Consider the following 25,118-nt stretch of genomic DNA (forward strand, 5'->3'; position numbering starts at 1 on the left):
CTTAGCCCCGACGCGGCGCTAAGTAGGCCAGATAGCGACCTTCTAAATATTTGAACAACCGCACCAAGCAGAACGTCAGGCACAGGTAGAACACGGCGGCGGTAATAAACGCCTCAAACGGCAAGTAATACTGCGAACTCACGGTGCGCGCGGCGCCGGTGATATCCACCAAGGTCACCAGCGAGGCCAGCGAGGTGGTGTGCAGCATCATGATCACTTCGTTGCTGTATTGCGGCAGCGCACGGCGCAGCGCCGACGGCAGCACAATCCGCCGATACATCATCATGCGTGGCATGCCGATGGCTTTAGCCGCCTCAATTTCGCCGCCTGGGGTCGCCTTCAGGCTGCCGGCCAAGATTTCCGCGGTATACGCACTGGTGTTGATGGCAAACGCTAACCAAGCACAAAAGCTGGCCTGCGATAGCCACGGCCACAAAACACTCTCGCGCACGGCTTCAAACTGCCCCAAGCCGTAGTAAATCAAAAACAGCTGCACCAGCATCGGCGTGCCGCGAATCACGTAGGTGTAGAGCCACGCGGGGAAGTTCACCGCCGGGTTCTTCGACACCCGCATCAACGCCAGCGGCACGGCCAACAGCAGGCCAATGCCCAGCGCAATCAGCAGCAGCTCAACGGTAACTTTTAAGCCACTGAAAAACAGCGGCAAGCTAGACCAGATAACATCGAAGTCGAGGATCATAGCTCTGCCGCCTTAACGCCCACGCTGTAGCGTTTTTCCAGATAGCGCAGCGCCAGCAACGACACACTGGTCAGCACCAGATAGGCCGCCGCCACCGCCAAATAAAAGGTGAAGGGCTCGCGCAGGGCATCTGCCGCTTGCTTGGCCTTGAACATCACATCCTGCAAACCCACCACCGACACCAGCGCGGTGGCCTTGGTCAGCACCAGCCAGTTATTGGTGAAACCGGGGATGGCGAAACGAATCATCTGCGGCACCAAAATACGGAAGAACACTTGCGTACCGCTTAAGCCATAAGCGACGCCTGCTTCCGCCTGCCCTTTGGGAATGGCCATGAAGGCACCCCGAAAGGTTTCCGACAGGTAGGCACCAAAAATAAAACCTAGCGTGCCAACGCCTGAGATAAACGGATTGAGGTCGATGTAGTCCTCATACCCCACCGCATAGGCCAGCTGATTGACCACCTGCTGACCGCCGTAAAACAACAGCAGAATCAACACCAGATCAGGAATGCCGCGCACCACGGTGGCGTACACCTCGCCCAAGAAGGCCACCCAACGCACCGGCGACAAACGAAACGCCGCGCCAATCAAACCCAGCACAATCGCCAAGGCGATCGACGACAAGGCCAATTGCAAGGTAAGCCAGGCGCCATCAAGCAGGCTTGCGCCATAACCATGCAGCATGGGAATGCACCTCTAGAACGGGATCGGAGAACGGGAGAAAACCCACCCTGCAAGGCTTAGCGCTCCGCTAAGACACAGGCCGACTTGGAACAAAGGATGACCGGGCGCAGCCTGCGCCCGGTATCAGATCACGTGAGGCTTATTCGCCGTACACGTTGAAGTTGAAGTACTTGTTTTGCACTTCTTGGTACTTGCCGTTAGCGCGGATACCTTCGATCGCCTTGTTGATCTTGGCCGCTAACGCTTGGTCGCCTTTACGCACGGCGATACCTGCGCCATTACCGAAGTAAGCTTCTTCGGTGAAGTCCGGACCAGCAAACGCAAAGCCTTTACCAGCGTCGGTCTTGAAGAAACCATCATCAATGTTCACCGAATCCGCCAAGGTGCCGTCCAAACGCTTGGCGGTCATGTCGAGGAAGATCTCGTTCTGGGTGCTGTAGCGCACCACTTCAACGCCGGCAGGGATGAATTTATCGGTCGCGTAACGGTCGTAGATCGAGCCGCGCTGCACGCCAATTTTCTTGCCCTTAAGGTCGACGACGGGGTCATTGACCACCACGCCTTCGGCCATCGCTAGCTTGGCGGGGGTGTGGTAGTACTTGCTGGTGAAGTCCACAGACTTGGCGCGCTCGGGCGTGATGCTCATCGATGACAGCACGGCGTCAAACTTACGCACTTTTAGCGCGGGGATCAGGCCGTCGAACTCCTGCTCGATCCACTGACACTCTACCTTCATCTCCGCACACAGCGCGTTGCCGATGTCGTAATCAAAGCCGCTGATGGCACCTTCTGGGGTCTTGAACGCAAACGGCGGGTAAGCCGCTTCGATACCAATGCGCAGAGGCTTTTCAGCCACCGCTGGCAAACTGGCTAAGGCAGACAGGGCCAAAGCGCCCAGCAACATGATTTTCTTCATCGCAACTCTCCTATTAGCTTTTATCGAATCAGGAGCGGGCTGACCAAGCGACATCAGTGAGCCCGGTCAGCAGGCACGCCTAAACAGGCACTCGGGCCTTTAGGCAGTTGCGGGGCATTTTAGCGGCGCGCTGAACAAGCGAGTTTCGTCAAAGCGACATGTATATAACTGGCAACAGAATTGTCATGACAATGCATTGACAGCCAAGCACGCCAATGCATAAGCGCGCAAGACAAGCAAACCAGAAGCTATAGCAGCATCAGTGCCAGCTTTGCGCACGCCCAGCCAATGCAAGCCTAAGCGCCAGTCACGCCGTTGTACCGCGACCTGCTCTGCGACTGGCACAGCGCGTTCGGTAACGTCTGGCGTTACCCTCCAACTGCCGCTGAAGCAGCGTGGTAACAGAAACGCAAAAGCCCAGCCGGTGATGGCTGGGCTTTTGTACTGACGCCTAATTTACGCGACTTGCATGCCTTGATGGCTATCCACCAACTGCTGCACCACCGCAGGATCAGCCAAGGTGGAAATATCCCCCAGCGCGTTGTACTCGCCGACGGCAATCTTGCGCAAAATGCGCCGCATGATTTTGCCCGAGCGGGTCTTGGGCAGCCCCGGCGCCCACTGGATCACATCCGGCGAGGCAATCGGGCCAATCTCTTTACGCACCCATTGGCGCAGCGCTTGACGCAGCGCCTCGCTGGCTTCAACCCCAGCATTCAACGTGACATAGACATAAATGCCCTGCCCCTTGATGTCATGCGGGAAGCCGACCACGGCGGCCTCGGCAACCTCCGGATGCGCCACCATGGCGCTTTCGATTTCAGCGGTGCCCATGCGGTGACCGGAGACGTTCAGCACGTCGTCCACGCGACCGGTGATCCAGTAATAGCCATCCTCGTCACGGCGCGCCCCGTCACCGGTGAAGTACATGCCCTTGAACGTCTTGAAGTAAGTCTGCACAAAACGGTCGTGATCGCCGTACACGCTACGCATTTGCCCCGGCCACGAATCGAGAATCACCAAGTTACCTTCGGCCGGCCCTTCAATCAGGTTGCCGAGGTTATCCACCAACGCGGGCTGCACGCCAAAGAATGGCCGCGTGGCCGAGCCCGGCTTGAGCGCCGTGGCCCCCGGCAGCGGGGTAATCAGAATGCCGCCGGTTTCGGTTTGCCACCACGTATCCACAATCGGGCAGCGACCTTGGCCGACCGTATCGTGATACCAGTGCCACGCCTCGGGGTTGATAGGCTCCCCCACCGAGCCGAGCAAGCGCAGACTTTTCGCACTGGCGCCTTCCACGGCCTTCTTGCCCTCGGCCATCATGGCGCGAATCGCAGTCGGTGCGGTGTAGAGAATATTGACCTGATGCTTGTCGATGATCTGGCCAATGCGCGACACATCCGGATAGTTAGGAATGCCCTCGTACAACAGCGTGGTAGCGCCGTTGGCCAGCGGGCCGTAGATCATGTAGCTGTGACCGGTAATCCAGCCGATATCCGCAGTGCACCAGTACACCTCGCCCGGTTTGTAGTCGAACACGTATTCGTGGGTCATGGCGGCGTACACCAAGTAACCGCCTGTGGTGTGCAATACGCCCTTGGGCTTACCGGTCGAACCGGAGGTATAGAGGATGAACAACGGGGCTTCGGCGTCCATTTCTTTGGGCTGACAGAAGCTGGAGGCCACCTTCATCACATCGTGGTACCAAACATCGCGATGGTTATGCCACGACACCTCACCGCCGGTGCGCTGCACCACCAGCACTTGCTTAACGCAATGGGTGCTCGGATTGGTCAGTGCCTCATCCACGTTGGACTTCATCGGCACACGCTTGCCGCCACGCACGCCTTCGTCGGCGGTGATCACCACCTTGGATTGGCTGTCGGCAATGCGACCGGCCAGTGCCTCCGGCGAGAAGCCACCAAACACCACGGTATGAATCGCACCAATGCGGGTACAAGCCAGCATCGCCACCGCGGCCTCAGGAATCATCGGCATGTAGATGGTCACCACATCGCCGCGATTCACCCCTTGGCCACGCAGCGCGTTGGCAAACTTGCACACTTGCTCGTGCAATTCTTTATAGGTGATGTGGCGATGCTCTTCGGGGTTGTCGCCCTCCCAAATAATCGCCACCTGATCACCACGGGTTTCAAGGTGACGGTCCAAGCAGTTTTGCGACACGTTTAAAGTGCCGCCCAAGTACCACTTGATATCCACATGCAAATCATCAAAAGAGGTTTGCTTAACGCGGGTAAACGGCTGAATCCAATCCAACCGCTGCGCCTGCTCGCGCCAAAAGCCTTCGGGGTTGATCACCGACTGCTGGTACATTTCCTTGTACTTATCTTGAGTGACCAGCGCTTGGGCCGCGAACTCATCACTAACGGGAAACAGGTTTGCCACGCTCATAAACACCTCGCCTTGAAGCTTTTGTTATTGCTTACTGAGTCGAGTGTGGTCGTTACCTGCGTTGCGAACTATTGGACGTTGGTCGGACTCGCCTTCGAGGCTGGCTGTGTCGGCTCACTGTAAGCGCCCTGCAAAAGGCCATCCCATAACTGCTCATAGCGGCCGTTATCATGTAACGCCTGCAGCCCCACGTTAAAAGCACGCAAAAGCTCCTCAGCACGCGGGCTCTTACGGCTAATTAACAGGTGGCCCGTCATTTCCGCCACTGGCCGCGGATTGAACTCTAAAAGGTGGCCTGCACCGGGGGCGAAGTGTCTGGCCAATAAGTCGTAGGCGACGACAGGGTCGAGCAACAAGGCATCAATACGGCCTTTCAGGAGCTTGCCGATGTTCTGCTCGTCTTCCTGCACTAACTCAACCGTTAGCACGCCGCTTTCAGTCGCCTGCCAAAAAGCCTCGGAGTAGGAGTAGCCGGCGGTTGCTCCAATTCTTAGACCGCGCAGGTCTGCCAGCTCCTGCCAATCGGGCAAGGGGTTAACTTTGCGATAAAACAACACGTACTGTTCACGCTTAAGCGCATCACTGCACAAAAAGCTCTTACTCACCTCGGCATTACATTGCCAATAAGAAGCCGCTTCGACTCGCCCTTTCAGCGCCTCGCGCTTGCCACGCTGCCACGGCATAAAGCGAAACTCGACCCAATACCCCTGTTGGGCAAAGGCCTCTTGCACCACTTGATTGACAAAGCCACCACCTAACAAATGCGCGGCAGTAAACGGCGGAAACTCTCCGGTGCTAATCTGGACCACATTGCGCTGCTGCGCTTAAGCACACACGGCGCTTAGCGCAAGAACAATCGTCAGGAGTAAACGCATCACGGCCTCCGCCACTGACCTATTACTCTAGGTATAGCAACAGAAGCTTAGCGACGAAAAAAAAGGCGACACACAAAGGTGCCGCCTGCCTCAAAGGTCATCCAGGGAATGGACAGAAACGCTTGCATCCGATGGTCAACACCACAAGATGAGCACAGTGTGCCCTCACCAGTACGTACTCACTATTGCACCTTGGTCTAAGGCAACATGCTGAAAAAAATGATCGTAGCCACGTTGGCTATTACTGCGCTGGCTTGGTGGTTTAGACCCATGCCCACCTTGCCCGCCGCCGTAGCACAGGCTGATGGCAGCTTTGAGTTAGCCGAGCACCGCATCATTCCACTGCAACCTTTCACCATCGAGGCCCGCGTACTGGGCCGCGAAGACTATCGCTTTGATCGCGGCGCGGCGCTTTCACCGACTGATCTTGCCTTGGGCTGGGGGCCGATGAGCCAGCCAGACGTGGTGGCTAATATTCGCATCCGCCAGAGCAATCGCTGGTATTACTGGTCGGTGGATAGCTTCCCCATCCCGCGCCGCGAGATAGAAACCCACAGCGCCAACATGCACATGATCCCAGCCTCAGCGCAGGTCGCCGAGCAACTGGCCAAGGTCAAATCTGGGCAAACGATTGCGCTACAAGGTCAGCTGGTGCGCGTTGAAGGGCGTGATGGGTATCGCTGGGTCAGCTCACTGACCCGCGATGATGTCGGCGATGGTGCCTGCGAGCTGGTTTACCTGCAGTCGCTACACATTGTTACTCCGTAGCCGACCCCGTTTGATGCTGCCTTAGCGCCACTTGGCGGATCAACTGCTTGGCCATTTGCCCTAGGCTGTGTTGCTCTTTCACGCCGCCCAGCGCCATGGCCTCACGCGGCATGCCATAGACCACGCAGCTGGCTTCATCCTGTGCCATGGTAAAACCGCCGCCTTGATAAATATCCAACATACCTTGCGCGCCGTCTTTACCCATGCCGGTAAACAAGGCTGCGATAGCGTGGCTGCCGGCGCTATTGGCCACCGAACGAAACAGCACATCGACCGATGGCTTGTGGCGGAATACCGGCGGCGCATCCGATAACTTGGTGACATAGAACTTACCAAAGCGCTCGACCATTAAGTGCTGGTCACCCGGGGCAATAAACACATGACCGGGCAGGATGCGTTCATCGCCCTTAGCCTCAACCACCGTGAGTTGCGTTAGGCGATTCATCCGGTCGGCGAATGAAGCGGTAAACCCCGGTGGCATATGCTGGGTAATCACCACCCCGGGGAAGTTGGGCGGCAAGGCCATCAGCACAAGTTTTAGCGCTTCTGGCCCGCCGGTGGAGGCGCCCAACGCTACCAACAGATCAGCATCCTGTCGCAGGCCGCCAGGCTTGGTTGCCTTGGGCATGACGGCTTCAACATTTAGGCTCTGCCTTACGGTAGGCAGGCGCTTGAGCAGCTTGGCCTGCGCGGCGGTGCGAATCTTATCCAGAATCAGCTCGCGATAAGCTTGCATCCCCTCGACCACGCCGAGTTTTGGCTTAGGCACAAAGTCGATAGCGCCTAGCTCCATGGCTTTAAACGTTGCCTCAGAGCCTTGCTCGGTCAAGGTTGAAATCATCACGACCGGCGTCGGCCGTGCGCGCATCAGCTTATCGAGGAAGGTCAGCCCGTCCATGCGCGGCATCTCGATATCCAACGTGATCACATCCGGCGCGTACTCATTGACCATGCTGCGTGCTTCGAACGGGTCTTTGGCGGCACCAACGAGCAGCATGTCCGGCTCTTCATTGATCATTTCGCCCAATAAGCTACGGATCAACGCCGAGTCATCGACCACTAATACTTTGATCGTCAAGATGACCTCCTCACACGTGGCGCCACACAATTTAAAGCGCCTTTAAACAATTTTCGCATCATCAAAACAAATCGATATCGCCGGCCACCGGGACCTTGCGAATGCGCATGCTGTACTCCATTTCCCGATCCAGCAAGGTCGTGTTGTTAAGGCTTTTCAGCTTTTTAACCAACACACGCCCCGTGGCCGGGAAAAAATAGACTTTGCGCGGATAGACATCGAGCATGTCCTCCGCCAGCACCGGAATGCGCTCGGTGTGCAAATACTCTTGCACAAAATCCGCATTACGCTGGCCCACATGGTTCTTGGTGATGCCGCGTAATACGTTGCCACCACCAAACACTTTAGCCTCAAAATTGTGTCGCTTGCCGCCCATTTTCAATACATGGTTAATCAGCATTTCCATGGCGTACACACCATAGCGCGCCGAGGACGACACCGGGCTTAAACCTTCATCCGTGCCGGGCAACATAAAGTGATTCATGCCGCCCACACCGGTGACGCGATCACGCAAGCACACCGATATACACGAGCCCAGCACGGTCACAATCAGCACATCGCGCTGAGTCACGTAATACTCACCGGGCAGAATCTTGACCGCGTCGGATTCAAAAAAGCGGTCAAAGTAGCTGCGCTCCGACAGTGGGCCGTTATGTTGTTCGTGCTGGCTCATCGGCGGGCCACTGGCTGATAAATAGTGCGACCAATCAAACGCACCACATCATTGGCGTGAACAAAACTCTCGGAATGCCCAGCAAAAAAACGGCCCTGCGGGGATAGCAACTGCGCCATCCGCCCTAACACTTTGTGCTGCGTGGCTTTATCAAAATAGATCATCACATTGCGGCAAAAGATCACATCAACTCCGGGCTTTATTCGCCAGTCAGTGTCGAGCAGGTTGATCTGGCGAAACTCGATCATTTGCCGCAACTCCTTCACCACGCGTACACGCCCAGCGTTGCTTTGTTTGCCGCGCAAGAAAAAAGCTTTACGTCGCTCAGCACTGACCGACTCTAAACGTGACTCGGGATATACCCCTTCACGCGCAGTCGCCAATACCTTGGTATCGATGTCTGAGGCCAATAGCTCAACCGGCACATCAAAGCGACCGAACGCTTCGGCTAAGGTCATGGCGATGGAATAAGGCTCTTCGCCGGTACTGGCCGCTGAACACCAAATACGCCACTTCTTACCCGGCTGATGGTGCTCACGCAGATATTGCGCCAGATAGTCAAAGTGGTGCTCCTCTCGAAAGAACGAGGTCAAATTGGTGGTGAGCGCATTGATAAAGTGCTCAGCCTCTTCGGCGTGACGATCGAGGTAATGAAAGTAGCTGGGGAAATCCAGCAATCTCAGCGTGCGCAAGCGCCGCACCAAACGGCTGTAGACCAGTTGATCTTTACTGGGCGCTAGGCTGATGCCAGCCATCTGATACACGCGCTGGCGCACCTGTTCAAAGTCGGCGTGGGTATAGCGAAATTCCCGTTCCATGCCTGTCTAAGATCACCTGTTTGAGGGCAATTGCGCGGTGCTACAGCACCAATAAAGGCCGTGCGCTAGGCTCAGCTCATTCCGCTGAGCCTAGCGTCAGGTCAACGCTGCGTTAGCAGCGGGGTCAATTAGAACTCCTCCCACTCATCCTCGGCGTTGCGGTTGACTTTAGGCAGCGCCCGCGACGCCGGCATAGGTTTGGCTGCATGCGCGGGCTTGGCATGAGCAAGGCTTGGCGCCGCTGCGACACGGTTATCCAGCTTAAACACACTGACGGCTTGCGACAGCATATTGGATTGCCCCTGCAGAGCCTCGGCGGAAGCCGCAGCCTGCTCAACCAAGGCGGCGTTTTGCTGAGTCATTTCATCCATCTGACTCACCGCACGGTTAACCTCCTCAATACCTGTGCTTTGCTCGGCAGAAGCCGCGGCAATGTCGGCCATGATGTCGGTCACTTTTTGAATCGACTGCACGATATCGCTCATGGTGTTACCGGCTTTGGCCACCAGTTCGTTGCCGCTTTCAACCTTCTCAACCGAGTTTTCAATCAGTGACTTAATCTCTTTTGCGGCACCGGCTGAGCGCTGCGCCAAGTTGCGTACTTCAGCCGCCACCACGGCAAAACCGCGGCCTTGCTCACCGGCACGCGCGGCTTCTACCGCGGCGTTAAGAGCCAAGATATTGGTCTGGAAGGCAATGCCGTCGATCACACCAATAATGTCGGCAATCTTGCGTGCCGATTCATTAATGGCGCTCATGGTGAGCACGACCTTCTGCACCACGTCACCACCGGCCACCGCTACTTGCGAGGCGTTCATGGCGAGAGCATTGGCCTGGCGCGCGTTATCGGCGTTGTTACGCACTGTCGAGGTCAGCTCTTCCATGCTGGAAGCGGTTTCTTCCAGGCTGGAAGCCTGCTGTTCAGTACGCGATGACAAGTCGGCGTTGCCTTGGGCAATCTCGCTGGCTGCGGTAAAGATGGTGTCTACCGCCTCGCGGATTTGCCCCAGCATGTCAGACAGGCTTTCACTGCTTTGGTTGGAGTACGTCTTTAAGTCAGCAAAGATGCCGGCGTAATCTTTGCTGATTCTGGCCGTCATATCGCCTTTGGCGGTGGCTTCCAACATCCGCTGCAGGTCTTCTAACCCTTCTGCCACGCTGCCCATCAAGCGATTTAAGTCTTCACTCAAACGCTTAAAGAAGCCCTCTTTACCCGCCATATCTAAGCGCTGTTTGAAGTCGCCGGACGCCGCGGCGTTAACCAAGTCGCCGACTTCTTTTTCAACCCGCACTTCATTGGTGCGATCCGTCCACTGCACTGCCGTGCCTAAACGATCGCCCTCTTCATCGAACACTGGGGAGGCATCTAAAAGGAAGGTGCGCCCGCCCAGCAAGACTTGTTCACGATGATTGCCTGACAGCTGATCATACACTCGCGCTTGATGATCCGCATTTTTATGAAGCCCTTCAATCTTAGCACCCATCAGTTTGCTGGCATTGAAATTGGGCAGGTCTATGCGGATGTCTTTTTCGCTATCACTTAATAAACTTTGTACGGCGCGGTTCATGTAAGTGATTTCGCGCTTCGTGTTGGCAATCATCACGTTGGCTGAAACGTTATCCAGCGCGCTCTTAATCTGCGCGTTGTAATCGGCGATCTTTTCCAGCTCTTCTTGTCTTAGCTGTTCCGCCTCAAGCGCAGCTAACTCTTCGGTACGATCGCGCCACTCGACGACGGTGCCCAAGCGAGTGTTGTCTTGATCAAATACAGGCGTGGCAATAAAGGCCATGGTGCGCGGGCCAATATTGATTTGTGCGTGATGCGGCGCCGTCATCTTGCTCAACATGCCTTGCTGATAAGCCGGGTTTTTATGGAACTGATCGACACTGCCGCCCACCACGTTATCGGCATTGAACTGCGGTAGGTCTTGGCGAATATCACGCTCAGCCACTTTAAACATTTGCTGCACGGCTTGGTTGGCATAAATGATGACGTTCTGCTCATCGGCCAACATGATGTTGGTACTGGCGCTGTCGAGGGCGCGGCGTAGGCGCATGGCTTCCTGCAAGCGCCCGCGCAACTGCTGTTGCATTTGCTGGATATTCGTCAGCAAAGCGATGGTGTCGCGATCGCCCGCCATCTTGATTTGATGGGTTAAATTGCCGCTAGCCAGCGCATTAGCCGCCGCCGAGGTTTCACGGTAAGCCTGCAGAATTGAGCGGCCAATCCACCACAGCACCACAATCATCAGCACCACCGCCAGTACACTTAAAGCGAGACTGCGGGTAAAGCGTGCAGAGTAATCAGCGCGCTGCTGGACCAACTGTTCATCCAGCGTCTGCAAGGCTTCGGCGTTAAACGCCAACACCCGATCTAAAACACTGGTGTATGCATTAAAGAAAGCTTCAGGTTGCATGGTGTAAAACTCAGCTTCCAAAACTTCTTTAAAACTCAGGGCACGCAACTGCACGGTATCAGCCACCACAGCTTGCGCCTTGCTATCCAACCGAGCCTTCATCGTTGCGCTATGACTGTACGCACGCGCCAAGTCACGCAGCATGAAGAAGGTTATGCGGTCGCTATCACCCAGCATGCCGCGCATCTGTCCACGCTTTTCACCGCTACCCACCCCCTCACTCAACGCGGAGATACCCAGACCGCGAGTTTGCGCCAGCTTTTGCACCAGATCCGGCACGTGGGTAACGGTCACCAGCATCAAGTAATACGTGGCTTGTTCTGGGTCGAGCGACAGTCCTGATACTTCAGCGAAGTCATCAATAAAACCCCGCACATGCATGACCATTTCGGTGTGCTTTTCAAAAGTCTCACGTCCGCTCAAACGCTCTGCCAAAGTATCGGCACTGGTTTTATCAAGCTCTGTTTTAAGCTCTTTAAGGTCGGCACTTAATTTACTGGAGTCATCTAACAACGTTGATTGAGCAATGTAATCGAGGTTCTTATGAACCTCAGCCAGCAAGACTTGATAGGCATTGCCATCGGCTTTATCGGCAGCAATCAACTGTGCTTGGCCACGCATTTCTTGGATGCTTGCCATGCTTTGCAGCAGCTTATCGATAGGTTTAATGGATAACCGCTCACGGTCCAGACGCTCAATATTGGCGTACAAGCCTTTATCCAACTGATACACCGGCACTACCAAGCCCAGAATGGCCAGCACGGCAATCAGCAGCACCTTCCAGCTGACGCGGATTCGACTATGCAATCCTGACATTTTTAGTTCTCCCCTTCTGCCGAAGCGCCGACCAAGGCCATTTCTTGGCTGGTCATTAATTGTTCGATATCCACCAAAATCAGCATGCGCTCATCCACCGTGCCCAAGCCCAACAGATATTGCGTATCAAACGCGCCGCCAAACTCCGGCGGTGGCTTGATCGCACCTTCAGCTAAACCAATCACGTCGGAGACAGAGTCCACCACCACACCGACCACGCGATCAGCCACATTGAGGATGATCACGACGGTGAACTGGTTGTAGACCGGCTCAGACAGTTTGAATTTGATCCGCAAATCGACAATCGGCACGATGGCGCCGCGCAGGTTGATCACCCCCTTGATGAACTTGGGGGTATTAGCGATGGCTGTGACTTGGTCATAGCCGCGAATTTCCTGCACCCGGAGGATGTCGATGGCGTACTCCTCAGGCCCCAAGGTGAAGGTCAGGTACTCCCGAATGGGCCCGGCTTGGGCCTCGTTTTCATGACTCATACGCAAGCTCGTGTTGTCCGGCTAATTGGGGAAGCGCGTCGGCGTCGAGAATCAGAGCGACGCTGCCATCGCCCATGATGGTGGCGCCCGCCACGCCGTGGATGCGGTGAAAATTTTGTTCGAGGCTTTTGATAACCACTTGCTGCTGGCCGACTAAATAGTCGATCAGCAAGGCAAACTTGCGCCCTTCGGCCTCAAGAATAATGACGATGGCTTGCTCAGGCTCTGGCGGTTTGGCCGCCATGCCGAGCAGTTCATGCAGGCTGTACAAGGGCATGTATTCACCGCGCACGCGGATGACTTGGCCTTCGTTATTGACGCTACGAATGTCCTCACGCAATGGCTGCATAGACTCGACGATATAGGTCAGCGGGATCACGTAGTTGACGCCGCCGGCACTCAAAATCATGCCGTCGAGAATCGCCAACGTTAAGGGCAGACGAATCGTGATGCGCGTACCGACCCCTAAGGCCGAATCGATATCGACGCGCCCACCAATACTTTGAATATTGCGCTTAACCACATCCATGCCGACCCCACGGCCAGACAAGTCCGTGACTTGTTCGGCGGTGGAGAAACCCGGCATAAAGATCAGCTGCCAGACATCGCTATCGCTCATGTTGTCATTCACGCTGAGGCCTTTTTCCGCAGCCTTGGCGAGAATTTTTTGCCGCGACAAGCCTTTGCCGTCATCGGCGATGGTGACCACAATGCTGCCGCCTTGGTGAAAGGCCGACAGGCGAATGGTGCCTTGCTCGGGCTTACCTGCGGCAACACGATCGGCCGGCAGCTCAATGCCGTGATCGACGCTGTTGCGCACAATATGGGTCAGCGGATCGGCGAGTTTCTCAATCACGCCTTTATCCAACTCGGTGTGTTCGCCCTGCAGAATCAGCTCGACTTTTTTGTTCAGCTTGCCCGAGGTATCGCGCACCAACCGTGGAAAACGGCTGAACACAAAGCTGATCGGCAGCATGCGAATCGACATGACCTGCTCTTGCAAGTCGCGGGTGTTGTGTTCGAGCTGCCCTAGGGCATGAAAGATGCGTTCGTATTCGCTGGGATCCAAAACCCCAGTGAGCTGATTGAGCATGGACTGGGTGATGACCAACTCGCCAACCAAGTTCACTAAGGTGTCGATTTTCTCCACACTCACGCGGATCGAGCTGGACTCGCTGTCGACCTTTACTGCCGGTGCTTTAGCCACGGCAGCCGGTTTGTTGTCGGCGTCGGCTTTAGGTTCAGTCTCTGCAACGGCTGCCGCAGCTTGCGGTGGCTTTGTGGGCACAGAGTCAGGCGCGGGGTTCGGGGCGACTGGCGCGGCTGTTGATGGTTCTGCTGATGATGACTGGGTTGCCGCTTGTTCTGCCTCAGGCGAGGGAGCGCCGGGCGCATCATCAAAGAAGCCAAAAGCCTCGGCGTCCGCTTTTTTCTCTTGTTTGGGGTCAGGCAGGTCCACAAAAAAACCGTAGCCTAAATCGTCCTCCGCACTCGCGGCTGGCTCAGCCTTTGGCGCACCTGGCGCATCGCTAAAAAAGCCAAAGACTTGCGGGGCCTCCACCTCATCAGCGAATGACTCAGCCAGCACAATCGGGGCATCAATATCCGGCAAGCCCGGGGCATCAGCAAAGAAGCCAAACCCTGCGTCAGCATCGTCTTCTAGCTGTGCAGCGGCTGGTGTTTCACCATTGGCCGCCGCCATTGCCGCCGCGGTTAACGCTTGTAAGCGCTGCAGCATTTCAGCGCCCAGCGCAGGCGCCGCCGGCGCACCATTACGGTGGCCATCCATTAGCTGCCACAGCACATCGCGCGCCTGCAGGAAAACGTCAATCATCTCGGCCTGCAGCGTCACTTCATGGCTACGCAGCTTGTCGAGCAGGGTTTCGAGCACGTGAGTCACCGACGTTAAATCGTCGAAACCAAACATGCCGCTGGAGCCCTTGATCGAATGCGCCGCGCGGAAAATCGCATTCAGCGCTTCAGCATCTGGGCTGGCCACATCGATGGTCAGCAGCTGCTGCTCAAGCGCGGCCAAATGCTCTTCGGTTTCTTCGAAGAACACTTGCAGAAACTGACTCATGTCCAGGCTCATGGGCGCTCCCTAGGACGTTGTTGTTATGGCGAGCACAGGCAAAATCAAGGCAATACTTTGCGCAACACTTCGAGCAGCTTTGGTGGATCAAACGGCTTCACCAGCCAGCCTGTAGCGCCGGCCGCCCGGCCTTGCTGCTTCATGGCATCACTGGATTCTGTGGTGAGCATCAGAATCGGCGTCGCTTTGTACGGCGGCAGCTCACGCAGCGAACGGATCAGGGTTAAGCCATCCATGTTGGGCATGTTCTGGTCAGTAAAGACCAGTTGGTAGGTTTTGCCCTGCGCCTTACCCAAGCCATCTTTGCCATCGACGGCTTCATCGACTTGATAGCCGGCCGAACGCAAGGTGAACCCCAGCATTTGGCGGATCGACGCCGAGTCATCGACGATTAGAATGTTTTTGCTCATAGCTCTCTCGTTCCGTGATGGGTCACATCGACTGCGTATTAGTATCGGGGGCGCCGGCCGTACTGCCTGGGCAGTGCAGCTCGACAAAAACTTCATTACCGCGACCGCGTATTTCTAGTGTTTGGCTAAGGGCTTTAATCAACTGTAGGCCACGGCCGTGATAGGCCAAGCTGGCCGGGTCTGGCGGCGTCAGCGTTTGCAGATCAAAGCCCTTACCGGAGTCGCATACGGTCACTTGCAACAGGCGGCCATCGCGCACTTCTTTCTGCTCAACTTCCACTTCAATTTGTCCGTGCTGCAGTGCCTGCAAGCGGCGACCACGTTCATCCATGTAACGCTCAAAACCGTCAACCTCACCCTTGATGCTAGAGGCCAGCTCAAGCACGCCGTGATCTAAGGCATTGCTGATCAACTCCGACAACACCAAGTTGAAGGTGCTGCGCATACGCTGATCCAACCCCAGCGCCTGCCCCCAGCTCACCAGCAAGGGCACGATGTCTAAATGCTTGAGCTGCTCAAACCCCAAGCTGACGCTGAAATGCCATTGACCAAACGCGGCCACCACACCCTGTCGTTCTAGCTCTGGGCCGGTGCTGTGCAGGTCCATCGGGCAATCGAGCAGCAAGCAGGACAAGTCATCTTGTATCGGCTGTCCATCGAGATAACTGAAGGCTTTACGGCGCAAATGCTCTAAGCGCTGTTTAGGCGCCACCCCCTTGAACACGTCGAGCAAACGTTGCTTGCCAAACTGTTCTCCTGCGGGGTTACAGCCTTCAATCAGCCCATCGGAATACAGAATGAGCTGGGCGTCTTCGCGGATCTGACACAGCTCGGTTTCATTAATAAATTCTTCGGCGGGCAGCACGCCCAAAGGCACATTGCGCGAAGCAAACGTGCGCAGCACTTGCCCATCCTCACTGAGCAGCAGCGCCGGCGGGATACCGCCATTCCAGACTTCTAAGATGTGCTCGCGCGGCCGAAATACGGCCAGCGCCGCCGCCACAAAGCGATCAACCGGGTTGTACTGACGGTTTTGCTGGTTGAGCTCAGCGGCAATACTGGCCAACTGAAAACCTTTGCCCGCCATGGCGTAAAAGGTTTGGCTTAACGGGATTAAGGTAATCGCCGCCGGCAGGCCGTGCCCAGTCGCATCGGCCAGCATCACGTAGGTATCGCCATTGTGTGAGGGGCAGACCAGCAACAAGTCACCCGACAGCAAGCTGGCGGGATAAATCATGTGCTGTACACCGGGGTAGTTCAGGTATTCGTTGCGTACCAAGCGCGCCATTAAGTGCTGGGCGATCCGCTTTTCTTCTTCTTGCGCCTCGCGTAGACGAATGAGCTCGCGGTTTTTACGGCTAATTTGCGCCTGCAGATCGGCGGTGCGGCGAAAGGCATGAATCTTGGCCTCGAGCACATGAAAGTTGATTGGCTTGGCTAAGAAGTCATCGCAACCGGCGTTAAGCGCCTCAATCTGTTCGTCGACCTCACTAAAACCCGACAACATAATCAGCGGACACCACGCGCCGCCTTGCTGTAAGCGCCGTAGTTTGCCCGCCAATTCCAAGCCATCCATGCCGGGCATCACGCGGTCCAGCAAGACCAAATCAAACTCTTGCTTGGAAAACTGCGTCAGCGCTTCACTGCCGCCGTTAACGTACACCGCCGTGTGACCTAGGCTGGCAGCGAACTCCTGAATGGCCTCGCCAATCAGGCGATCGTCATCCACGACCAGTAAGCGCAGTGACTTCATCTAAGCCTCAGCTGATCTTGAAGACTTTGGGAAAGTTTGCGATCTCAAGCACTTCGCGCACGGCCCCTGAGGTGTTGACCAGCTCGACTTCTTTACCCGCTGCTTTGGCGCGATCGCGCAACAGCAGCAAAATGCCCAAGGCTGCGGAGTCCATGTACTGGACTTCTTTTAAATCCACCATGACACGCTTGACGTCTTTGCTTTCTAGCGCGGGTTCGTAAGCATCTCGAAAGGCGCGGTAGCAGTTAAAGTCAAACCGGCTTGGTGGCCGCACTACAAAATCGTTGCTCATCCATAACACTCCTAAAACAACTCAACGTCTCCGGCGGCAATACTGCTTTGCGCCACAGGGCTGGTAAGCGATTGTTCTAATGCCCGCGCTTGCTGACTGAGGTAGTCGTTCCATTGCGCACGGGGCTGGTTCGACATGGTTTGTAACGCCTGGCCCAACGCCCCCAATTTCTGCTGGTGCTTGCGTATCTGCTGCAGTAATTGCCCTGCCATGTCTTGAAACTGTAGCGCAGTAATTGCCCGACCCACGCCGCGATCAATTTCTAATGAAATTACATCCAACTCACCGACCACACTGACCGTGCGCTGATTCAGCGCCTCTAAGTCACCGAGCATGACGCCAATTTCTTTTTTCGCGCTCAAGGCAAAGCTCATGTCCTTGGCCGCCAACTGGCTGACCTCAGTTTCTGCTTGCGTGAGTTCTTGATGGACCTCGTCTACGTGCTCGCGAATCGCTTGGGAAAACTCCGTGGAGCGGCTCGACAACGCGCGCACTTCATCGGCCACGACGGCAAAGCCACGGCCAGCCTCACCAGCGCGTGCAGCTTCAATCGCGGCGTTTAACGCCAATAAGTTGGTTTGCTTGGCGATGCTGTCCATGTCACTGGTGGATTTAAGAATGTCGCTGATCTTGGCGCTGATCTTGTCCATACGGTCTACCAGCATCATCGAGGTATGACTGGTTTCCACCGTTGCCGTAACAAACATGCTCATGGTTTTTTGCGTTGCGGTGACAAAATCTTGAAAGCTGGCGCTGTGGCCTTCTTCATCATGCCCATAGCTGGCCACTAAGGAGGCCGCCTGTTGATGCTGCACGTGCGTGCGCTCGGCTAAATGCTGAAAGCTGGTCGATAGCTCCTCAATGGCGTGATGCAGGATGTTTTCCACACGTTTGAGCTGGTCTTCCACAACCGCTACTTCGGCCACCAATGCATGGCCCAGCGGTTGCCAAGCCTGCACAGGCTCATTCGCCGAGGTGGGTGCCGCCTGTGCCACCTTGGGCTCAGGTGCCAACCAGGCAAACCACAGCAAAGCCACTAAAACGCTTAATAGCACAGCCCAAACGACAGGCAGCAGCCACAACCAAACGGCCAGTAACAACCATGGCGGCAACACTGCTTTGAGCCAAAGCGGGGTGTGCAATGACAACCGTGACAACAACTCCTGCATAGATACTCCCTTAAACAGCAGGTCTGTGAAGCAGATCACTGTTATCGACCCGCTTCGCGGGAACCTTAGTAAGGTCAAATTCCCTGTATAAAACCTAGTGGCCGCCGGCCAGCTGTCAAATTTTTACCAGTGCGCGCTACACCAAAAGCACACTACCAAGACATGTGATTTCTTTATAAATCAGGCTGTTAATCGCTTTTATGGCCAAAAACACGTCACACAAGGGGCTTAATAGGCCGCACCTTGGCCCCCCTCAATAGGCGGCAGAAAAAACCCAACCCTTAAAAATCAACACGTTACAGAACCGACAGCCGGCTAGAGGCCTACTTAACAATAAGACGCCCCCCCGCCGGCCGATTTGCCCTAGCATTAGCCCACTTTGCAATCGATTCACGGTCTGCCACAGAAGGACTCTTCATGTTTCTGCGCGCCCTCACTGTCTGCCTAGCACTGCTCCCCAGCCTGACTAGCGCCAGCAGCTTATCCAGCACTGAATATGCGTACCCCATTGCGAATCCATTCATTGCAACCATTGCCGGCACCCCGTCAGCCGCCGCTATCACGCTGCCCGCCGAGCATCAGATTAAGCAAAGCGATCACGCGCTCAGGCTCAAAAAGCGCGGCGAGCTGCCCGGCGTGTTCTATCAAAGTCATCAACTTAAATATCGGCTCGCCGAGCAAGACGGCGCCGCGCCTTTGATGTTCATCATTGCCGGTACGGGCGCGCATTACGCCAGTGGCACACCGGAGCTGTTGAAGAAAATCTTCTATCAAGGCGGTTTTCATGTGGTGCAGCTGTCTTCGCCCACCAGCTGGGACTTCATGGCTGCCGCTTCGCGCAGCGCCACTCCGGGCTTTAGCCCCGACGATGCCGACGATCTCTATCGCGTGATGCAGGCGGTACTGGCTAACCACCCTTCACTCCAATCCAGCAGCATTAACCTGACCGGCTATAGCTTGGGCGGGTTACAGGCTGCCTTTGTCGGGGCGCTCGACAAACAACGGCGCGCATTGAACTTTAAGCGCATCCTGATGCTCAATCCGCCGGTCAACTTGTATACCTCGGTACGCAACCTTGACCGCTTGGTGCAGACCAAGGTGCCCGGCATCAGCAATCAACAGACGTTTATCGACGATTTGATGCAGCGTCTAACACGCTTCTTTGAACGCCAAGGCCGCATTGAAGTGAACGAAGCCATGCTGGCTGAATTTCAGACCTCGGACGAGGCGCTAAGCAACGAGCAGCTCGCCATGCTCATTGGTAGCGCTTTTCGACTGAGCGTCGCCGACATCGTCTACACCTCAGACTTGCTCAACCAGCGCGGGCTGATTACGCCCAAAGACTACCCCTTGGGGTTTAACAGTGACTTGGCGCCCTTTCTCAAACGCTCATTGCTGTGTGATTTTGACTGCTACATCACACAACAACTGATCCCTTGGTGGCGCAAAAAACACAACGGCGGCAGCTTGCTGCAGATGATGAACCAAGTCAGTTTGTATGCCCTTGAGCCCTACCTCAAAGACAACCCACAGATTGGCGTTATGCATAACGCCGACGACCTTATTCTTGGGCCCGGCGATTTAGGCTGGCTGCGCCGCACTATGGGCGCACAAATGACGCTGTACCCTCGTGGCGGCCACTGCGGCAACTTCGCTTATCCCACCAATGCGCACAACATGCTGGAGTTCTTCCATGACTAAGCCCTTCGCCTGTTTGAGCCTCAGCCTTTGCTTGAGCGCCACACTGCCGACCTTAGCCCATGCCAATCCAGAGGCTGACAGCGATGGCTTTACCCATCCGCTAAGCCAGCTGCAGTTCAATCCCTTCATGGATCAACAAGCCTTTGAGCGCGCTGGCTTTGAAGTGCTCGACGTCTACGACCCGTGGACAGGGCCAAACCGCCGCATTTACCAATTCAATCAGCGCGCTGATGAGTGGATCATCATGCCGGTGGTGCGCGGCTATCGCTATGTCACGCCCGATCTGGCCCAACAAGGCATCAGCAACTTCTTTAGCAACGTAGGTGATATCGGCAACTTGCTGAACAGTGCCTTTCAGCTCAAGGGCCAGCGCAGCATGGAAATCACTGCGCGCCTACTGATCAACACCACCCTTGGCGCCTTCGGCCTGTGGGACCCCGCCAGCAAAATGGGCGCCCCCAAACACCATGAAGACTTTGGCCAAACCCTAGGCCACTACGGTGTGGGCGCAGGGCCTTATGTGGTGCTGCCGTTCTTAGGCCCCTCCAATCTACGAGACGCCGGCGGCACCGTGGTCGACTTTGCCAGCGAGCAAGGCGTCGACTTCCTCAATGTCGCCACCGCCAGCAGCGCCAATCCGGCTATTTCGGTGCTGCGCGCGGTGGACTTACGCAGCGGCCTGCCGTTTGAGTACGGACAAACCAACTCACCGTTTGAGTACGAAAAAGTGCGCTTTCTGTACAACGCCGCGCGCAAGATTCAAATCGCCGACTAAATCGGCGGGAATAAAAAACGCGCAGATCGAAACCTGCGCGTTTTTTTGTTTCCGCAGCCAGCACTTAGACGCGGCAGACGAGCCCTAAGAACTCCATCAGTTTATCGCGCTGCGCCATGGCGTCCTGATAGCCCAGCTCGATCAGCTCACGGCAAAAGCCTTGCTCAAACAACAGATAACTCAACGCACTACCGCCTGAGGAACGGGTCGCCCCTGAGCCACCCAGAAAAAACCGCAAGCTAGCGGGCAACTCACGGCGGTGCCGGGCGGCAATCACATCAATCGGCTTGCTCGGCGAAATCACCAGCACATCCACCGGCTTAAAGCCGCGCGCCGCACCGCCTGTCGGCGCTGCATTGGGCAGCAGCAGGGCCATGCGATTGATTTTGTCGAGCAGCTCAATATCGCCCTCAAGCGAGTCAACAAAGGTGCTATTGAGCATATGCCCCACAATCTGCGCCAAAGACGGCGGCTCACCACGCGGTCGAGACTCGCGCGCTTCTTGCTGCGCCAAATTACTGCTGACCCCCACCACTAAGACTTTATCGGCCCCCAAATGCAGCGCAGGGCTAATCGGCGCCTGCTGCCGCACGGCGCCATCACCAAAAAACTCGCGATGGATTTTTACCGGCGGAAAAATCAGCGGAATCGCCGACGAGGCCAGTAAATGCTCCACGCCTAAGCGCGTCGGCACCCCCACGCGGCGATGGCGCATCCACGGGTCAATCGAGCCGCGGCCTTGATAGAAGCTCACCGCATGGCCGCTTTCATAACCGAAGGCGGTAATCGATACCGCGCGTAAACGGCGCCGCGCAATCGCCGCCGCAATGCCGTTGAAATTAATCTTCTCGCTCAGCAACGCTTTAAGCGGACTGTTATCGAGCAGCGATACCGGTGAGTCGCGGTTAAGGCCTAAAAACTGGCTACCGGCAAAGCGCACCGCTGAGCGCAGCAGCGCGTGCCATTCCGTGCGATAGATGGCATCGCACGAGAACGCCTCCCACACCTCGGTCAAGCGCAGAATGGCTTCACGAAAATGCAAAGCACCGCCGGCGAGCGCTATCGCATTGATCGCACCGGCGGACGTTCCGCAAATAATCGGGAACGGATTAATCGAATCATTGGGCAATAAATCAGCGATCGCTGACAAAACGCCGACTTGATAGGCCGCCCGCGAACCGCCGCCGGAAAGCACCAGCGCGGCACGGTCATTGTTGGCGAGGCCAGAACTGGCAAACGCGGTCACGCCTCCCCCCTTATTGTTCGTGCGTGCTGTTTAATCAAGCTAGAGCCCCGCCCTGTGATGTGCAAGTTAACGGCGTTTTTTGCTGCTTTTGCGATAGGGCCGTGCTTCGCCTTGCGGCCGCGTTTTAAAGCGCCGGTGTGCCCACAAATATTGCTCCGGGTGTTGATTGATCGCCTGCTCAATCCATTGATTGATGCGCAAGCAATCTTCTTCCTCGCTCGCGCCCGGAAAGTTATCTAACGGCGGATGCACCACCACGCGATACCCCTGACCGTCGGCTAAACGTTGCTGCGTGAACGGAATCACCTTGGCCCGGCCTAGGCGAGCAAACTTGCTGGTCGCGGTGACCGTAGCCGCCTGCACTCCATACAAAGGAACAAACACGCTGTTCTGCGCGCCATAATCTTGATCGGGCGCATACCACACCACGTCACCCGCCCGTAACAAGCGCAGCATGCCGCGCAGATCATCACGACCGATCACGCCCAGTAAACGCTGCTCACGGCCACGGCGCTGCACATAATCAAACAGCGGATTTTTATGCGGCCGATACATGCCATAAGCACCATGCTCTAACCCAAGCAGCCCACCGCCCATTTCCAAGGTGGTGAAATGCAGCGCCATCAAGATCACGCCCTGGCCATCGGCGGCGGCCTGCTGCAAATGCTCTAAGCCCTCCACCTGCCCTAATCGGCGTAAGCGTGCCGCCGGCCACCACCAGCTAATCGCCATCTCAAAAAAAGTAATTCCGGTGGAGGCAAAGTTTTCTTTGGCCAACTGCTCGCGCTCACGCGCGCTCAGATGGGGAAAACACAGCTGCAAATTACACTCGACAATATCGCGGCGCGAACTGGCCACACGATACATAAGCCAGCCCAAGGCACGACCAAAGCGCAGCAGCAACGGATAAGGCAGTTGCGCCACCAACCACAACACCCCCAAACCCAACCACAACAACCAAAAGCGCGGGTGGAGGAAATAGGCACGAAACTGCGGGCGATCCATAGAGCATTCTCAAAGCAATAACCAAGGCGCTGATTCTACATCAAGCCCACGCTATAGCCCGAAGCCAAGCCACTAGAACTTGCGACAACCCCCGCTTCTGGTTATAAGTCGAGGCCTTCCCAGTCTGCGATTCGACCATGAGCCAAGCCGACCTTCTCGATCAAGACCCCGTTTTCCAACTCAAGGGCAGCATGCTGGCTGTCACCATCCTTGAGCTAGTGCACAACGACCTCGAGCGCCTTGATCGACAGCTCGCTGAAAAAGTCGCGCAGGCCCCGGGGTTATTTCAGAACACTCCTCTGGTACTCGGCCTAGACAAACTGCCCGCCGTCGAAACCGCCTTTGACCTGACCGAGCTGATGGCCGTTTGCCGCCGTCATGGCTTACGCACCCTGGCCGTGCGCACAGCACGCGAACAAGACGTCGCCGCCGCCAATGCCCTGGATTTACCGATCCTGCCCCCTTCAGGCGCGCGTGAACGGGCGATCGAGTTAGCGCCCGCACAAAGCAAGCCCGCCGCAAAGCCGCCCGAGCCGGCGCGCGCCACCAGTAAAATCATTCGCACACCGGTGCGCGGCGGCCAACAAATCTATGCCGCCGGCGGTGACTTGATTGTTTTGGCCCCCGTCAGTGCCGGCGCCGAACTGCTTGCCGATGGCAACATTCATGTTTACGGCCCGCTGCGTGGCCGCGCCCTCGCTGGCGTTAAGGGCGACAGCGCTGCGGCGGTGTTTTGTCAGAGCCTCAACGCCGAGTTGGTATCCATTGCCGGCGTGTATAAAGTCGCCGAAGATCTGCGCCGGCTGCCTCATTGGGGCAAGTCTGTGCATGTCAGCCTGTCGGATGAGATGTTGAACATCCACCTGCTTTAAGAAATACTCCCGCGCAATTCAGGGATTTGAACCGCATAAACATATTAGGGTGAAGCACCTTGGCAAAAATACTCGTTGTCACCTCCGGTAAAGGTGGCGTTGGCAAAACCACGACCAGCGCGGCCATCGGTACCGGCCTGGCCATGCGCGGCTACAAGACAGTGATCGTCGACTTCGACGTGGGCCTGCGTAACCTCGACCTGATCATGGGTTGTGAACGTCGCGTGGTGTACGACTTCGTCAACGTCATCAATGGCGAAGCCAGCCTTAATCAGGCACTGATCAAAGACAAGCGCATCGAAAACCTGTCGATTTTGGCCGCCAGCCAAACCCGCGACAAAGACGCCCTGACCACCGAAGGCGTGGAAAAGGTGCTCGATGAATTGCGCCAAAACTTTGATTACATCGTCTGCGACTCACCGGCCGGCATTGAAAAAGGCGCTTACTTGGCCATGTACTTCGCCGATGAGGCGATTGTCGTGACCAACCCCGAGGTATCCTCGGTACGCGACTCTGACCGCATGCTGGGCCTGCTGGCCAGCAAATCGCGCCGCGCAGAAAAAGGCGAAGAGTCGGTTAAAGAACACTTGCTGCTGACTCGCTACAACCCCGAGCGTGTGATCAAAGGCGAAATGCTTTCGGTGACCGACGTGGAAGAAATTCTTGCTATCCGCCTGTTAGGGGTCATCCCTGAATCGCAAGCGGTGTTGAAGGCGTCCAACCAAGGCATCCCCGTAATCCTCGACGACATCAGCGATGCTGGTCAGGCTTACAGCGACGCGGTTGATCGCCTGCTAGGCAAAGACGTTGCGCACCGTTTCCTTGAGGTGCAAAAGAAAGGACTCTTACAACGATTTTTTGGAGGCCGTGAATGAGCTTGATCGACTTCTTTCGTAACCGTAATAAGCCCGCTACGGCCTCGGTTGCGAAAGAGCGTTTGCAAATTATCGTCGCCCACGAACGCGGCCAGCGCAGCCAACCCGATTACTTGCCGCAGCTGCAGCAAGATTTGGTGGATGTGATCCGCAAATACGTGAAAATTGAGCAGACCGATGTTCAAGTTGCCCTGGAAAACCAAGGCAGCTGCTCGATTCTTGAGCTGAACATCACCCTACCCGATCGTTAAGTTCGCCAGCCTGCAGTGGCCGTG

General features: G+C 56.2%; 23 protein-coding genes. 6 read left to right on the top strand and 17 right to left on the bottom strand.

What is annotated here, in order from left to right; all coding sequences use genetic code 11:
- Nucleotide 1: 1 nt before the first annotated feature.
- From MKI83_RS12315 to MKI83_RS12335, 5 genes are all read right to left on the bottom strand, one after another.
- Nucleotides 2–700, bottom strand: a complete 699-nt coding sequence (locus MKI83_RS12315; RefSeq protein ID WP_241586689.1) for an ABC transporter permease — start codon at nucleotides 698–700, stop codon at nucleotides 2–4.
- Complete coding sequence (locus tag MKI83_RS12320; RefSeq protein WP_241586691.1) at nucleotides 697–1,386, bottom strand: ABC transporter permease; 690 nt, start codon at nucleotides 1,384–1,386, stop codon at nucleotides 697–699. The genes MKI83_RS12315 and MKI83_RS12320 overlap by 4 nt, the downstream gene beginning before the upstream one ends.
- Nucleotides 1,387–1,525: 139 nt before the next feature.
- A complete protein-coding gene (gene aotJ / locus MKI83_RS12325) occupies nucleotides 1,526–2,302 on the bottom strand; it encodes an L-arginine-binding protein AotJ (protein ID WP_241586693.1) in 777 nt (258 codons plus the stop codon).
- Nucleotides 2,303–2,758: 456 nt separating this feature from the next.
- Nucleotides 2,759–4,714 (bottom strand): acetate--CoA ligase, encoded by a 1,956-nt coding sequence (gene acs / locus MKI83_RS12330; RefSeq protein ID WP_241586701.1) that lies wholly within the window; start codon nucleotides 4,712–4,714, stop codon nucleotides 2,759–2,761.
- 68 nt (nucleotides 4,715–4,782) lie between these two features.
- Nucleotides 4,783–5,523, bottom strand: coding sequence for a substrate-binding periplasmic protein (locus tag MKI83_RS12335; protein ID WP_241586703.1), 741 nt, complete (start codon nucleotides 5,521–5,523; stop codon nucleotides 4,783–4,785).
- 336 nt (nucleotides 5,524–5,859) lie between these two features.
- Between MKI83_RS12335 and MKI83_RS12340 the strand changes: the two genes are divergently transcribed.
- On the top strand, nucleotides 5,860–6,357 hold the full coding sequence (locus MKI83_RS12340; RefSeq protein WP_241586705.1) for a hypothetical protein: 498 nt from the start codon (nucleotides 5,860–5,862) through the stop codon (nucleotides 6,355–6,357).
- On the opposite strand, the gene MKI83_RS12345 is transcribed toward MKI83_RS12340, so the two are convergent.
- The 10 genes from MKI83_RS12345 to MKI83_RS12395 form a co-directional block, all read right to left on the bottom strand.
- On the bottom strand, nucleotides 6,347–7,435 hold the full coding sequence (locus MKI83_RS12345) for a protein-glutamate methylesterase/protein-glutamine glutaminase (protein ID WP_245399755.1): 1,089 nt from the start codon (nucleotides 7,433–7,435) through the stop codon (nucleotides 6,347–6,349). The genes MKI83_RS12340 and MKI83_RS12345 overlap by 11 nt on opposite strands.
- A gap of 61 nt (nucleotides 7,436–7,496) precedes the next feature.
- Complete coding sequence (gene cheD / locus MKI83_RS12350; RefSeq protein ID WP_241586714.1) at nucleotides 7,497–8,108, bottom strand: chemoreceptor glutamine deamidase CheD; 612 nt, start codon at nucleotides 8,106–8,108, stop codon at nucleotides 7,497–7,499.
- Nucleotides 8,105–8,926, bottom strand: a complete 822-nt coding sequence (locus MKI83_RS12355) for a CheR family methyltransferase (protein ID WP_241586716.1) — start codon at nucleotides 8,924–8,926, stop codon at nucleotides 8,105–8,107. The genes cheD and MKI83_RS12355 overlap by 4 nt, the downstream gene beginning before the upstream one ends.
- A gap of 128 nt (nucleotides 8,927–9,054) precedes the next feature.
- Nucleotides 9,055–12,159, bottom strand: coding sequence for a methyl-accepting chemotaxis protein (locus MKI83_RS16995; protein WP_370867392.1), 3,105 nt, complete (start codon nucleotides 12,157–12,159; stop codon nucleotides 9,055–9,057).
- Nucleotides 12,160–12,161: 2 nt separating this feature from the next.
- Nucleotides 12,162–12,653: a chemotaxis protein CheW gene (locus tag MKI83_RS12370; RefSeq protein WP_241586718.1), complete on the bottom strand. Its 492-nt coding sequence runs from the start codon at nucleotides 12,651–12,653 to the stop codon at nucleotides 12,162–12,164.
- Nucleotides 12,643–14,745 (bottom strand): chemotaxis protein CheA, encoded by a 2,103-nt coding sequence (locus MKI83_RS12375; protein WP_241586720.1) that lies wholly within the window; start codon nucleotides 14,743–14,745, stop codon nucleotides 12,643–12,645. Before MKI83_RS12375 ends, MKI83_RS12370 begins: the two co-directional genes overlap by 11 nt.
- A gap of 44 nt (nucleotides 14,746–14,789) precedes the next feature.
- Nucleotides 14,790–15,155, bottom strand: a complete 366-nt coding sequence (locus tag MKI83_RS12380; protein ID WP_241586722.1) for a response regulator — start codon at nucleotides 15,153–15,155, stop codon at nucleotides 14,790–14,792.
- A 22-nt stretch (nucleotides 15,156–15,177) separates the two neighbouring features.
- A complete protein-coding gene (locus tag MKI83_RS12385; protein ID WP_241586725.1) occupies nucleotides 15,178–16,908 on the bottom strand; it encodes an ATP-binding SpoIIE family protein phosphatase in 1,731 nt (576 codons plus the stop codon).
- Nucleotides 16,909–16,915: 7 nt separating this feature from the next.
- Entirely contained in the window at nucleotides 16,916–17,200 is a 285-nt protein-coding gene (locus MKI83_RS12390; RefSeq protein ID WP_241586726.1) for an STAS domain-containing protein, read from the bottom strand.
- An 11-nt stretch (nucleotides 17,201–17,211) separates the two neighbouring features.
- The gene (locus MKI83_RS12395) at nucleotides 17,212–18,369 is read right to left on the bottom strand and encodes a methyl-accepting chemotaxis protein (protein WP_241586743.1); all 1,158 of its coding nucleotides are present in this window, start codon (nucleotides 18,367–18,369) and stop codon (nucleotides 17,212–17,214) included.
- 417 nt (nucleotides 18,370–18,786) lie between these two features.
- On the opposite strand from MKI83_RS12395, the gene MKI83_RS12400 reads away from it, so the two are divergent.
- Both MKI83_RS12400 and MKI83_RS12405 read left to right on the top strand, forming a co-directional pair.
- Nucleotides 18,787–20,070 (top strand): alpha/beta fold hydrolase family protein, encoded by a 1,284-nt coding sequence (locus tag MKI83_RS12400; RefSeq protein WP_241586745.1) that lies wholly within the window; start codon nucleotides 18,787–18,789, stop codon nucleotides 20,068–20,070.
- Nucleotides 20,063–20,845 (top strand): MlaA family lipoprotein, encoded by a 783-nt coding sequence (locus MKI83_RS12405; protein WP_241586747.1) that lies wholly within the window; start codon nucleotides 20,063–20,065, stop codon nucleotides 20,843–20,845. Before MKI83_RS12400 ends, MKI83_RS12405 begins: the two co-directional genes overlap by 8 nt.
- Nucleotides 20,846–20,909: 64 nt before the next feature.
- Here MKI83_RS12405 and MKI83_RS12410 read toward each other — a convergent pair whose 3' ends face one another.
- A complete protein-coding gene (locus tag MKI83_RS12410; protein WP_241586749.1) occupies nucleotides 20,910–22,091 on the bottom strand; it encodes a patatin-like phospholipase family protein in 1,182 nt (393 codons plus the stop codon).
- Between the two features lie 66 nt (nucleotides 22,092–22,157).
- Nucleotides 22,158–23,096 carry a lipid A biosynthesis lauroyl acyltransferase gene (locus MKI83_RS12415; RefSeq protein ID WP_241586751.1) on the bottom strand — a complete coding sequence of 313 codons (939 nt, stop codon included), beginning with the start codon at nucleotides 23,094–23,096 and terminating at the stop codon, nucleotides 22,158–22,160.
- Between the two features lie 137 nt (nucleotides 23,097–23,233).
- Between MKI83_RS12415 and minC the strand changes: the two genes are divergently transcribed.
- Genes minC through minE form a run of 3 tightly spaced genes read left to right on the top strand, consistent with a single transcriptional unit; the run spans nucleotide 23,234 to nucleotide 25,094 of the window.
- Nucleotides 23,234–23,968, top strand: coding sequence for a septum site-determining protein MinC (gene minC, locus MKI83_RS12420; protein WP_241586753.1), 735 nt, complete (start codon nucleotides 23,234–23,236; stop codon nucleotides 23,966–23,968).
- 59 nt (nucleotides 23,969–24,027) lie between these two features.
- Nucleotides 24,028–24,843, top strand: coding sequence for a septum site-determining protein MinD (gene minD / locus MKI83_RS12425; protein WP_241586762.1), 816 nt, complete (start codon nucleotides 24,028–24,030; stop codon nucleotides 24,841–24,843).
- The gene (gene minE, locus MKI83_RS12430; RefSeq protein ID WP_241586764.1) at nucleotides 24,840–25,094 is read left to right on the top strand and encodes a cell division topological specificity factor MinE; all 255 of its coding nucleotides are present in this window, start codon (nucleotides 24,840–24,842) and stop codon (nucleotides 25,092–25,094) included. Before minD ends, minE begins: the two co-directional genes overlap by 4 nt.
- Nucleotides 25,095–25,118 lie beyond the last annotated feature (24 nt).

The sequence above is a fragment of the Atopomonas sediminilitoris genome (assembly GCF_022601735.1).
In the GTDB taxonomy this organism is placed as follows: Bacteria; Pseudomonadota; Gammaproteobacteria; order Pseudomonadales; family Pseudomonadaceae; genus Atopomonas; species Atopomonas sediminilitoris.